A 12,882-nucleotide genomic window follows, 5' to 3' on the forward strand; every position below is an offset into this window, starting at 1 on the left:
GATGGGCGAAGAGACCGACGAAACGAAGGCAGTGATACAAGAAATGTTCGACATCGAAGAGCGTCATTACGACATTGTTGTGTGCGGAGCTGGCCTAGCCGGCATCGCCGCAGCCATCTCGGCCGCGCGATGCGGAGCTACCGTCTGCCTGATCGGCGACAGGCCCGTGTTAGGAGGGAATTCCTCATCAGAAATAAGGGTGGAACCAAGAGGCGCAGCCTGCTACCACGCCTATGGACGCGAGACTGGAGTCATCTCTGAGATCCTTGTTGAGGATCGAATGCACAACCACGCAGAGGTTTTCGAAAACGGCTGGGCGAACTCGATGTGGGACCTGCAACTCTACGACTTGGTCCAACGCACAGCGGGGCTTGAGTTGCTATTGAACACTTCGATCATCGGTGTTGAACGCCTAGGGCGCAACATTGTTTCTGTAGAAGGACTAACTCTGGGCGCAGAGAAAGTCGTTCGGCTTACGGCGGGCACTTTCATCGATGCAACCGGCGACGGCGTGGTAGCAACGCTTGCAGGTTGCGAGTTCAGAATTGGGTCGGAATCCTTTGCCGAGTTCCAAGAACCTCACGCAGCCGACGAGGCTTCCAGCGATGTTATGGGGAGCTCGATTCAACTCAAGACGCGCGACATGGGTCGCCCGGTCCCTTTCGTGGCTCCCGATTGGGCCCACTCATACGACGACGCTTCCTTCTTCACGAAAGGGGGCCGCATGCCGTGGGACGTCAGAGGCGGCTGGTGGTGGCTGGAAATCGGAGTGCCGTGGGATACGGTGCATGATAACGAACTAATCCGACACGAACTAACCCGCCACGCTCTTGGTGTTTGGGACTGGGTGAAGAACAAGTCACCAGAGTTCAAGGAGAGGTTTCAGAACTACGCCCTTGAGTGGCTTGGACAGGTGCCCGGCAAGCGAGAAAGTAGACGCGTTCTGGGGCAGTATCTAATGACAGAGCACGACCTGGCGCCCGACGAACCACTGACAGACCAGGTTGCCTACGGCGGCTGGAACATCGATCTTCACACACCGGGCGGATTACTGGCGGAAACTAGCGAGCCCACCGCGGCCGAAGGATATGTTCTCGGCGGTAGTGCTTCAACAAAAGCCTACGTATCGCCATTCGGCATCCCGCTGCGCAGCCTGGTAGCAAAGGACGTGGACAACCTACTACTCGCAGGGCGCGACATCTCTGTTACACACGTGGCGCTAGGTTCAGTGCGGGTTATGGGCACTACTGCAATCGTCGGCCAAGCCGCCGGAACCGCTGCGGGATTAGCCTACAGCGAGGGAATCGAGGCGCGAAACATCCACCCGATCCTGACAGATAGGATCCAACAACGCCTACTGCGAGACGGGGCCTTCTTGCCCGATATCGCGAATTCTGACGAGGCCGACTTAGCGCGGCAAGCGGCTATTTCAGCTAGTTCAGAACGCGAGAATGATGGCATACGGCCGGGAGAGATGGGAGCAGAGAGCGGCTATCTGATCCCCGCTTCTGGACGTGAGAGTGTCGCCGTAGCTGACCTGGTTGACCGAACTCGCGGGCAGTGGATCGCAGTGGAGACAGGAGAAGGCGCACGCGGTATCGAACGGGTCGGAATGCTGTTATCAAACACATCCACCGAAGTCATAACTATCCATGTCCGAATTCAGGCTGTTACCGGGATCTGGGACTATGACCGGCGTACGGATGACGTTGTAAGGGAAGGCACGGTGTCAATCGCGCCAGGTGAACGCCAGTGGGTGCATTGGAAAGTGGAGATTTCCCCCAATGAATTGCCCGTTGGACATCAGAGCGTCGGGTATCTGCGACTCGAGATCGACGCAGCACCTAAAGTCACGTGGCATCGGGCAGACAGTGTTCTGCCCGGATGCGTCTCCGCAGTTGCAATGGACGACACACGACTGCGCCGTTTTGAGGATGGGGTAAGTCTCTGTCACACTATTCAACCCGCGCAGCGTGTATGGACAGCGAATCAACTCAAGACAGGCATGACGCGCCCCAATTTTTCGACGGGTCAGTGGATATCAAACCCGGATCAGTCGATGCCCCAGTTCATCGAACTGGTCTGGGACCGGCCACGACTCATAGGCGTCGTGGAGTTGACCTTCTGCGGTCACATTCTGCGCGAGTTCGACAGGTACCCTCCGGCGCAACCGGACCCAGAAGTGATCAAGAACTATCGCATTGATGTGTGGGATGGTCATTGGAACACGGCTGTTGAGGTTCGGGATAACTACCAAACCCGACGCTCTCACCGTCTCGATCCGTCCACGACTGCAACACGACTGCGCCTTGTTGTTGAGGCCACCAACGGAGCTGACTACGCCAGCCTCTATGAGATCAGATGCTACGAAGGAGAACAAGATTGTTGACCGCCGGCTATACCGCACCGTCCACCCAGGACGGTAGCTACCCTCGACCGCAGTTGTTGCGCGAAAAGTGGCAGCCCTTGGACGGCACTTGGCAATTTCGAGTAGACCCGACTTCCGTGGGAATTCAGGAAGGCTGGTATCACGGAGAATGGGCCGAATCTGAAAATATAGTTGTTCCGTATCCACCGGAGTCCGCGATGTCGGGGTTGGAACGTACGGTGGGAAATGAAACTATCTGGTACAGGACCCCATTTAGTACGAGTAGCTCCACAGACGCAAACTCGGAAGACATTTCCAAAAAGCGCACGATCCTCAACTTTGGTGCTGTCGACTATCGTTGCGATGTCTGGGTTAACGGCCAACACCAGGGGCATCATCGTGGTGGATCAGTACCGTTCAGCTTCGACATCACGGAGGCAATTCGTGACGACGGTGATGGAGTTATCGTCGTACGGGTTACGGATGATGCTCTGGACCTTTCGATGCCACGCGGAAAGCAGGATTGGGTTGAAGTCCCCCATGCTGTCTGGTACGGACGCACCTCAGGGATTTGGCAGTCCGTGTGGCTCGAGCAGGTGGCCGCCGTTCATATCACCAAGCTGGCTTGGGGTTGTCGTTGCATGACCGAAGGCGCCACACTCACGGCCACCTTGTCCGCAGCCGCCCCAAAAGGAACGAACCTTTCCGTCAAGTTGCGAAAAGGAGAGGTGGAGTTGGCAACCACCTCCGTGAACGTTGTTGGATATGCGGCAGACCTAGTGATTCCCATAGCAGAAATGCAGAACGGGCAAGGTTGGGAGGAGTTTGCTTGGTCGCCAGAGTCCCCGACTTTGCTTGATGCCAAAGTAACTCTGGACGTTCCCGGTCAAGACCCCGATCAAGTCGCGTCTTACTTAGGTTTACGCACGGTGCAGATAGACGCCGGATGGATCAGTATCAATGGGCGACCGATCTACTTGCGTTCGGTGCTCGAGCAAGGATTCTGGCCGGATTCTCACCTTAGTGCCCCAAGTACAGAAAGTCTTAGGCACGAAGTCGAACTTGTTACCAGACTTGGATTTAACTCGGTACGGGTGCACCAGAAGATAGAAGACCCGCGCTACCTAATGTGGGCGGATCGCTTTGGCGTTCTGGTCTGGGCCGAGATGCCCGCAGCATACGAATTTAGTGCTGATGCGGTCGAACGGACGACGCAAGAGTGGATACAGCGTATAAGAAGGGACATCTCGCATCCGAGCATCGTCACATGGGTACCCATGAACGAGTCATGGGGAACCCCCGAGTTAACGAGACATGAAGATCAACGCGCTTACCTGGTGGCTCTCACGAACTTGACGCGGGCTCTGGACCCATCACGTCCTGTTGTCTCGAATGACGGCTGGGAACACATGGACACAGACGTGGTTTCGATCCATGACTACGCAGCGACAGGTCAAGAGATCGTAGAGAGATACGGTTCGAACAATGCCCTTGAACAGGCGTTTGCGGGTCTTGCCGGATCGGGACGGCGGGTCTTTGTTGGCGAGACAAGTTTCTCCGGTCAACCGATAATGATTACGGAGTTCGGTGGCGTCAAACTCTCTTCCGACTGGGAGGACAAGTCCGATTCGTGGGGCTACTCAGAGATTCAGAATCCCAAGGATTTCGCTAAGAAGCTACTCGAGCTTGTCGAGGGAGTCCGGGCATGTCCTGGCGTCACTGGGTTCTGTTACACCCAGCTCACTGACACAGGTCAGGAACAAAACGGTCTGCTCTATGACGACAGAACTCCGAAGATTCCGGTGGAAGAGATTCGAGCTGCTATAACCGCAAGTATCGGTCGCTGGGGCTAGCCTCCACGCTCCGTTGCCCCTAAGCAGTCCTTTACCCCTCCATTCGGTTGGGAATCTGAACCCTGCGGTGCCCTCGCGACCAGTCCAGGCTTTGGGCGTCACAAACAGGTCACTTCCACACGCGATAAAGTCGCTGGGTTCAAGGAATGCTGTGACATTACTACAGAGCCGCCCGGCAGATCTCCGATCCAATCAGAAAGTCTGTCAGGTGCGGTGGGCTAACAAGCGGAAGACTGGAAGGTTCAGTGATGAAAAAGCTGCTCTCATTTGGCGCGGCGCTTGCCGTGAGCGCACTCGCCCTAGCGGGTTGCTCTAGCGGTGGGAATACCGATTCTGGAAACTCCTCCCCTGAGGGAAGCCAGTCTGATGACGCGGGAACCTCCTCGGATGCTTCCTACACGGTCGGCATTATCAAGCAGATGGAGCACCCCTCCCTCACCGCCGCCTCCGATGGTTTCAAGGCGGCGTTGGAGGAATCCGGACTGAACGTCAAGTTCGACGACAAGGATGCAAACGGTGACAAGTCCGTCGCCGCCTCCATCGCGGGAACGTTCAAAGAGCAGAACGTTGACCTCGTCCTAGCGATAGGCACAGACTCTGCTCAGGCTGCCGCAAACGCGATGGACGAAACCCCGATTCTCTTCACAGCCGTTACTGACCCGGTGGATGCCCAACTGGTTGCCTCGTGGGAGGAACCCGGGGCAAACGTCACCGGCACGTCTGATGCCAACCCTGTTGCCGATCAGATCGAACTGATTACCGAAATCGTTCCGGGCGCGAAGACCGTGGGCGTCGTCTACTCCCCCGGTGAGCCCAATTCGGTCGTCCAGGTCGAGTGGGTCAAGGAAGCGGCGGAGAAACTCGGCATTGAGGTCGTCGAATCACCCTCCACCGAGTCCTCCATGGTGAAGCAAGCAGCGCAAACTCTCGCTGATAAGGGTGTGGACGCGATCTACGTACCGACCGATAATACCGTGGTTACCTCACTTGAGAGCGTGCTCATGGTGGGCGAAGACAACAAGATTCCGGTCTTTGGTGCCGAGGGTGATTCTGTCGAGCGTGGCTGCGTCGCTACCTACGGCCTGGACTACTACCAGCTTGGCTACGAGACTGGTCTGATGGCCGTTCAGATCCTGAAAGGCGAGAAGCAGCCGGGCGAAATTGCCGTTGCAACGCTGGCTGAACCTCAACTGTATTTGAACCTCGCCGGCGCAGAGCGTATGGGAGTGACGATCTCGGAGAGCCTGCTAGAGCAGGCCGCTCCCGAGAACATCTTCGAGTAGGCAGTTGTCCCCGGGTAGCAGGGACAGCTAGAAGGGAACTGCCGTGGTTACTGCAGTCGAACTGGGGCTGATCTACGCGCTCATGGCGCTGGGGGTCTACCTCACGTTTCGTGTCCTGGAGTTTCCAGACCTAACGGTTGATGGAAGCTTTACGACGGGCGCAGCGGTTTCAGCCGTGATGATAATGAACGGCGTGAACCCGGTGGTAGCCATCATCACCTCGCTGGTTGCGGGCATGATCGCCGGGCTTGTCACAGGCCTTCTCAACACCAAGGGTCACATCGATGGTCTACTTGCCGGCATCTTGACTCAGATCGCTCTGTATTCGATAAACCTGCGAATCATGGGAACTTCAAACATCGGCCTACTTCGCGCAGAGAACATCTTTACGCCTCTGAAAGAGGCCGGTCTCTTGGGCACGTGGTGGGGTCCCATCGCAATGCTGCCCTTCGTCTTGGTTGTCCTGGGTGCGCTCATCTGGTTCTTACACACCAATGTTGGGCTGGCGATGAGGGCGGCTGGCGACTCCCCCGAGATGGTTCGGTCATTCGGAGTCTCCACTGACTTTCAAAAGATCCTAGGTCTTTCAATCTCAAACGGCTTGGTCGCGGTTTCCGGCTCTCTTATTGCTCAATATCAAGGTTTTGCAGACGTTCAGATGGGCATAGGAATCATCGTGGCTGGATTGGCTTCGGTAATCCTGGGGCAGGCCATCATCGGAAGAATGTCTATCTGGAGGGCGGCAACCGCGGCTGCCGTGGGCTCTGTCCTTTACCGCTTGGTGATTCAAATTGCCCTAATGGTCGGACTGAATCCGAATGACATGAAGCTGGTCTCTGCCATTCTGGTTGTCCTGGCCCTGCTGATACCACAGTGGAAGTTGATTGCTCGTCTCAACAAGGCCCTGGGTTTCAAGAAGCGTACTCCTGAGGAGCGGATGGCGGACCGCCTGGTGGCTGAGAACGCTGCGTTAGATGCGGAGGACTGAGGTAATGCTCGATTTACAGAACATCTCAAAGACCTTCCTTCGCGGGACCGTCAATGAACGAGCCGCGCTGGTCGACATCAACCTGCGCCTAGAGACCAGCGAGTTCGTTACTGTCATTGGTTCGAACGGTGCGGGAAAGTCGACGCTACTGAACGTGGTGGCCGGATCGCTCAAACCCGACACCGGATCAGTGACGATTGGTGAGCGCAACGTGACCAGCCTCAATGATCACCAGCGCGCCCGCTATATCGGACGGGTGTTTCAAAACCCATCGCTGGGCACCGCACCCCACATGTCCATCGAAGAGAACCTATCTATCGCGTGGGAACGTGGGAAGCACAGGACCCTTGGGTTGGGCGTCACCAAAGCCAAGCGGAGCATGTATCGCGAACAGCTAGCAACCCTCAATCAGGGACTCGACGAACGACTCAAGGACTGGGTCGGGCTGCTGTCGGGAGGACAACGCCAGTCACTTTCTCTACTCATGGCAACCTTCACTAACCCGGATATCCTGCTGCTCGACGAACACACTGCGGCCCTTGATCCGCAACGTGCCGCCGCCGTCACTCAGCTGACGGGTGAATTGGTTGCCGAGCGTCGACTCACTACCCTCATGGTCACCCACAACATGGAGCAGGCCCTCAAGCTCGGGACCCGACTGCTAATGATGCACCAGGGACGGATCATCCTAGATATTCCAGAAGAACGGAAGTCACAGATGACCGTGAAGGATTTGCTGGCCGAGTTTGACAAGATCAAGGGTGCCGAGCTGACCGACCGAGACCTTTTGGTCTAGGTTCTACCCCTCCTTCGCCACCAAGGCGGGTTCTTTCCCTTGGATTCCTCCGTCGGACACGGAACACTAGCAGGCGTCAACCACTCCAAGCTACTAAGCTCGGCTGAGTACGTAATCCTCTAAGGAGAGTAATAAGTGTCCCTCGAGTGGAAACACCTCACTAAAAATGATGCCGGTGCCTGGGCGTCCCTAACCTCGGCCATCGCGGAGCATGACGGGGCTGGATACGGAATGTCCCCCGAGATCGCTGCGGACGAACTGAGTTCAGAACTGATCAACTTTGAGGACGATAGCTTTGCCGTCTGGGACGGAACTCAACTTGTGGGATGGGAGCGAGTTACCGCCTTTGAAAGACCCCGGTTTGATGGAGTAGCCCAGACCCTACTTAGTGGAGGCGTCCATCCGAACTGGCGCAATCGTGGGATCGGAACTGAACTGATCCAACGAGCGGAAGCCCGATCCCGAGAGATTCTCGATTCTAGCCATCCAGATTCTCCGCACGTAATGCACGTAGACAGCGGCAGTGGAGATGGGCCCAGTATCCCGTTACTGGTCGACAACGGATTTGTACTGGTACGCAAGTATCAGGACATGGAGCGTAAAGTCACCTCGCCCACCGACCTGCCAGACCTCTCTGAACTGGGGCAACAGATTCGAGTACGCGCCGTACGTGATGATGACCTCGAAGAAATCCGCCGAGCGCATAATGACGCATTCCGGGCCCACTGGGGATGGTGGCCAACCACGCATGAGGAGTGGGCCGATGAGTTCAGTTCCATCACCTTTCGTCCGCAGTTCTCACGCATCGCAGTGAATCCGGACGGGCGTGTTCTCTCGTATGCCCTGGTCAACGAGCTCAACCCGGGACACCCCTACATAGAGTTCGTTGGCGCCCGCGCCGAGACTCGCGGCATGGGACTGGGTCGGGCAGCAATCTCCGAGGTGATCCGAAACGCCGCTATCAACCCCGATATCGAAACTCTCTACCTTGATGTCGATGCCGACAATCCGTCGAAGGCCGGCAACCTGTACACAGATCTGGGCTTCCACATAACTCGCACGTGGGGCGCTTACGAAAAGAACCTGGGGCGATAGACAGACCGGACCCGGTAGCATGCCTATCTTCTTCCCTCGTACGAGGGGCTAGGGGCGCTACTACCGGGTCCGTCTCTATCTCTAGGTTCCGCAGATGTTAGGTCCTACTTGACGCGTTCCTTCATCTCTTCAAACTCTGCGCGAACCTCCCGAGCTTCCTCGTGAATATCGCTGTCGCGCGCGTCTACAGACCGGTTGGCAGCAACGACCTCCTTGAACGGACGAAGGTTCGTGTAGAGCTCGTCCTTCAACGGGTTCTTCTTGTACTTGAAGATCGTGTAGAGCTGGAAGATCAACACTGCGACGTTTGCGAGCAGAGCAATCAGCGAGACAACGAACAAGGCTTCCGGACGCTGCGAGGTTGCGACTCCGAACTGACCGTCAACGAAGGACGGAACAGCCATGGTGAACATCATCCACAGGGCCAGGGTGCTTGCACGGTGCTGTAGCCACGCACCCTTCTTGATGAAGAATGCGGGGATGGTGCAAGAGATCAGCAAAGCGGCGCCAGCATAGAACGAGTGGTCACCAACGCAGTTGTAGACGTAAGCGAAGTTCCACAGATCGTACGCGATGATCCAGAACCACAGCATGTCGGGCCAGATCATATCTTTCGACTTGTCACGAGACACGAAGATTCCGAACCAACCACAGATGGTGATCAGGTTGATCAGACCGGCGATACCATTCATCCAGTTCCAGGGACCGGAAAGCATATAGACACCATCAACCATTCCATCCGCACCCATGGAACCAACCTGGAAGTCACGGATACAGGCTTCCAGAATGTTGATCGCCAAAATTGCGGCCGGGAAAATCAGAACCCACTTGATCTTCGCAACCTTAGGGAAGTAGCGGATAGCCATGAAGCCTAGGACCCCCGCCAAGGCCGAGTAAACCTTAACCCAGTGGAACCAGGTGCCGGTTGAACCGGTTGCTGTATGAGGAAAGACGAAGAGCGTGAGAATTATTGGAAGGGCGATAAAAAGAGAAATACCGCCCCATTTCCAGCGGCGCCCTACCTCGTTCAGACCAATAAGTGCGCCAAGAACGACGAACCACATTAGCCACGAGTACCAGGGAATGGACTCATAAAGGAACACTGTTAACTCCTGGGATTGAACCTGTTCGCGGCGACACCGCCGCACGGCAACAGGTTAGGATTTTACGCAGCGAGGCAACATAGACAGTTCCTCAGAAGTGTCGTGATTCAGGGTATAGATGCGTCGGCCTCCTGCTCAGCTAAAGTGATTTAGGGACTGTAGTCCTAGAGATCTGCAACAGGGGGTGCAAATGTCCTCATCGACACGCGACATCCTCGGTCGGATCCTAAAGGACCAACTTCGCACCGCACCTCTTGATCGGATCACGGTTTCGGGATTGACTTCTGCCGCCGGAATCAATCGGCAAACGTTCTACTATCACTTTGCAGACGTGTACGACCTCGCGGTCTGGGTATTCGAACAGGACGTCGCAAACCACATCATGGAGCACGCCTCGTACGACCAGTGGGCCGAAGGATACCGAACGCTACTCCAGTACATGCGACAGAACTACGACCAGACACTCGCCGTAATCAACTCGCTCGACCATCGCGAGCGTGACGCCTTCTTCCTTCGACAGTTTCGCGCAATGATGAGTGCGATCGTCACGGAACTACAGGGTGACTTAGTTCTGTCGGACGAGGACCGCCGGTTCGTCATCGACCACTTCGCCGCGATCGTCCTGGGCCACTTTCTCCAGTGGTTAGTGGGCGGGGCGAAGGAGGATCCGGATGTGCTGGTCCCGAAGATCGAGATGATACTGCGTGGGACGGTGCGCGAGTCATTGGAACGGTTCGCCAAATAGATCTCACTCCTAAAGAGCACTTGTGAACGACGTCGAAAGCTGAAGATCAAGAGTCCTTGTCAGAGCGCGAGTTTGCGACGGAGATGAGTTCGCGCCCAGCCGATATGCGCGTTGGGAACTATGTCGAACACAATGTCTTGAAGTAGTGGCTGAGAATCCGCACATGCCAACGAAAACGTCGAAGGTTAGTTCTACACTTCCGAAATGATTCTCCTTGATAACACTTTCGCGCTTGTGGCAATGCCCGGTAACAACTGGCTTTTCGAAGCAACGGACCGATGAACCTTCCACGTTGGAAGTAAATGGGAATCTCTCGAGTCCAGTGTCCGATACACGAACCTGCTTGTAGATCGTTGGGTCAGATACTTCCTATTCCAAAGTCAGAGTTTTTCCGCTCCAGTTTTTTCTCAGCCATCTGTCATGTGAAGCAACCACAACCGTGCCCGGATAGTCAGGAAGCGCCGATTCGATCGCGGTCACCAACGCGAGGGAGAAGTGGTTCGTCGGCTCGTCCAGTAACAGGATCTCAGGCGGGTCCGCCAGCAGAGCCGCAAGCGCCAAACGCCGCTGTTGTCCGGTGCTTAGATCGGCAAGTGGACGGTTGAGATCACGACCTGCGATCAGGCCAAGGCTACCGAGGGGGACCTCGTCCGCGAGTTTGTCCCCGACGAGTTGCCTGTAGAACTGGCTGGCCGTCTTGCTCGAACCGGGGTCACCAAGCCCGGGGACATCAATTTCTTGACTCAGCAACCGAACTCGGTCTCGACGGGACCGACCCAGACTTCCAGACGTTGGCTCCAACTTCTCAGCAAGGACACTAAGCAGCGTCGACTTTCCCGATCCATTCGGTCCAGTGAGCAGCCATTTTTCGCCGCGAGAAATGCTAAGTGAGAGGGGATTCAGTCTTCCCTCGACACCGATGTTAGTTGCAACCAGCACCGGCTCCACAGTGGGAGCAGAAGAGATGCCACCCCGTTCTTCCTCGTCCACAAGTCCCCTGAACTCCAGTTCTGTCGGAGGTTTTCGAACTTGGTCCCGTTCGAGTTCTTCCAGACGCAAGCGGGCATCGTTCACCCGCCGCGACACCACTTTGGCGTTGCGATCGGCGTAAAACTTCTTCGCCGCTCTGGCCTCCGTTCGTGGTTCACGTCCTGGGTGACCGACAGTGTGCTGTTCCCGAACTTGTTTGCGGAGTCGTTTTAGTTCCACTTGTTCGTCGCGGTACCGCTGGTTCCAGCGGCGCATCGTGTCGGCGCGGGATCCCAGATAGTCCGAGTAGTTGCCGGTAAAACGCGTGACCCCGATTCCGCTCCCCGGACCGTCTTCAGCGAAAGAGCTTGAAACCGCATGCGGAACAGGGGCAGGATCCAGGTCGACTAGGGACGTTGCAACCTCATCCAAAAAGGCACGGTCGTGACTGGCCATCAGGACCGGGCCACGCCAGGACCGAAGAACTCCGACAAGGTAAGCCGTCGCTGAATCGTCAAGATGATTGGTCGGCTCGTCAAGTAACAGAATGTCCGGGGTGCTTAGTAGTAGCCAGACGAGGGATAACCTGGCACGTTGGCCGCCGGAGAGCTGGCCGGTGAGGCGGCCTGATTCAATATCGGACAGACCCAGACCGGAAAGCATGGTCGCAATACGGGTATCGATCTCCCAGGCGTCGAGACGCTCGGCTTCCTCCAGAACTCGGGCGTAGAGTTCAGCAATCCGCTGATCGTTTGGATTCTCTGCCAGAAGCGACCCGAGTTCGGCAACAGCCTTCGCCGCTTCACGGGCCGGGGCCACGGCATCTTCCAGAGCGCCGGCAACAGTCTCGTCTGAGTCGGAAGGCGGTTCTTGGTGAAGTAGCCCAATCCTCGGATGTGTTATGCCGGGAACGTGAGCGCGGACGGTGCCACCGGACGGTCGAACGATTCCTGCAATGGCACGGAGAAGAGTCGACTTCCCCGAACCGTTCTCTCCGATCAATCCAACTCGGTCCCCTGCCGGGACGATGAACGAGACATCGGTCAGGACGCGCCTATCCGGGAAAGAAACAGAAAGTCCTTCTATCCGGAGATGGGAAGCACGGCGAGACGGCACCGCTTCGGAAGCTGACGATAATTGCGTAGACCTAGACATAAGTGACCCCAAAAAACAGGAGGAACCCGCCGGGCATCGGCCTCGGTCGCGGGTATTTCAATCACTCAGATCCACACAGGCCAAGACTAACATCTGAGACGAGACGTGCAACCGACGAACTTAGCGCACTGACCAAAACACCCGTTGAACTGTGTCTAGGTGATTGCCATATCGCGTGACCTTGGGAACAGAGGGGGATTTGAGTTGTCTCGCACTGCGCACGATGAGTAAACTCGACAGCGGTTACAAACCAAGCGCCTGTGGCTCAATGGATAGAGCATCTGACTACGGATCAGAAGGTTGGGGGTTCGAGTCCCTTCAGGCGCGCCGCAGTCCCCATCGGTGCGACCCACCGGCGGGGACTCTGCACTTTAACTCTGCTATGAATTATCGTTCTGACGGGTCTGCTCTAACTGATCTATCGTCGGCCACTTCAACAGCAGGTGCCCGAACTGAGCTTCCGGTATCCCCCAAAGTTCAGAGTCACGTATCGTTGTGTTGGTAACGCAATCATCCACGTTTCAAAG

The 12,882-nt window shown here is 56.3% G+C and carries 9 protein-coding genes and 1 tRNA gene; 8 read left to right on the top strand and 2 right to left on the bottom strand.

From position 1 onward, the window contains the following. The first annotated feature begins 1 nt into the window (after position 1). The 6 genes from U6G28_03225 to U6G28_03250 all read left to right on the top strand — a co-directional run bounded on the left by U6G28_03225 (position 2) and on the right by U6G28_03250 (position 8,383). Positions 2 to 2,389 (top strand): FAD-dependent oxidoreductase, encoded by a 2,388-nt coding sequence (locus U6G28_03225; protein ID WRS30713.1) that lies wholly within the window; start codon positions 2 to 4, stop codon positions 2,387 to 2,389. Further along, the gene (locus tag U6G28_03230; GenBank protein ID WRS30714.1) at positions 2,362 to 4,221 is read left to right on the top strand and encodes a glycoside hydrolase family 2 TIM barrel-domain containing protein; all 1,860 of its coding nucleotides are present in this window, start codon (positions 2,362 to 2,364) and stop codon (positions 4,219 to 4,221) included. Before U6G28_03225 ends, U6G28_03230 begins: the two co-directional genes overlap by 28 nt. 248 nt (positions 4,222 to 4,469) lie before the next feature. After that, positions 4,470 to 5,504 (top strand): ABC transporter substrate-binding protein, encoded by a 1,035-nt coding sequence (locus tag U6G28_03235; protein ID WRS30715.1) that lies wholly within the window; start codon positions 4,470 to 4,472, stop codon positions 5,502 to 5,504. 43 nt (positions 5,505 to 5,547) lie between these two features. Continuing rightward, on the top strand, positions 5,548 to 6,492 hold the full coding sequence (locus U6G28_03240; GenBank protein ID WRS30716.1) for an ABC transporter permease: 945 nt from the start codon (positions 5,548 to 5,550) through the stop codon (positions 6,490 to 6,492). A gap of 4 nt (positions 6,493 to 6,496) precedes the next feature. After that, positions 6,497 to 7,288 (top strand): ATP-binding cassette domain-containing protein, encoded by a 792-nt coding sequence (locus tag U6G28_03245; protein ID WRS30717.1) that lies wholly within the window; start codon positions 6,497 to 6,499, stop codon positions 7,286 to 7,288. A 135-nt stretch (positions 7,289 to 7,423) separates the two neighbouring features. After that, the gene (locus U6G28_03250) at positions 7,424 to 8,383 is read left to right on the top strand and encodes a GNAT family N-acetyltransferase (GenBank protein WRS30718.1); all 960 of its coding nucleotides are present in this window, start codon (positions 7,424 to 7,426) and stop codon (positions 8,381 to 8,383) included. Positions 8,384 to 8,487: 104 nt separating this feature from the next. Here U6G28_03250 and U6G28_03255 read toward each other — a convergent pair whose 3' ends face one another. Continuing rightward, positions 8,488 to 9,486 carry a DUF5692 family protein gene (locus U6G28_03255; GenBank protein WRS30719.1) on the bottom strand — a complete coding sequence of 333 codons (999 nt, stop codon included), beginning with the start codon at positions 9,484 to 9,486 and terminating at the stop codon, positions 8,488 to 8,490. 190 nt (positions 9,487 to 9,676) lie between these two features. On the opposite strand from U6G28_03255, the gene U6G28_03260 reads away from it, so the two are divergent. Beyond that, positions 9,677 to 10,231 (top strand): TetR/AcrR family transcriptional regulator C-terminal domain-containing protein, encoded by a 555-nt coding sequence (locus tag U6G28_03260; GenBank protein ID WRS30720.1) that lies wholly within the window; start codon positions 9,677 to 9,679, stop codon positions 10,229 to 10,231. 369 nt (positions 10,232 to 10,600) lie between these two features. Here the strand turns inward: U6G28_03260 and U6G28_03265 are convergent, their stop codons facing one another. Continuing rightward, on the bottom strand, positions 10,601 to 12,355 hold the full coding sequence (locus tag U6G28_03265; GenBank protein ID WRS30721.1) for an ABC-F family ATP-binding cassette domain-containing protein: 1,755 nt from the start codon (positions 12,353 to 12,355) through the stop codon (positions 10,601 to 10,603). Between the two features lie 254 nt (positions 12,356 to 12,609). Here U6G28_03265 and U6G28_03270 point away from each other — a divergent pair. After that, positions 12,610 to 12,682: transfer RNA gene (locus tag U6G28_03270), tRNA-Arg, on the top strand. The last annotated feature ends 200 nt before the right edge of the window (positions 12,683 to 12,882 follow it).

It is taken from the genome of Actinomycetaceae bacterium MB13-C1-2, assembly GCA_035621235.1.
Lineage (GTDB): Bacteria > Actinomycetota > Actinomycetes > Actinomycetales > Actinomycetaceae > Scrofimicrobium.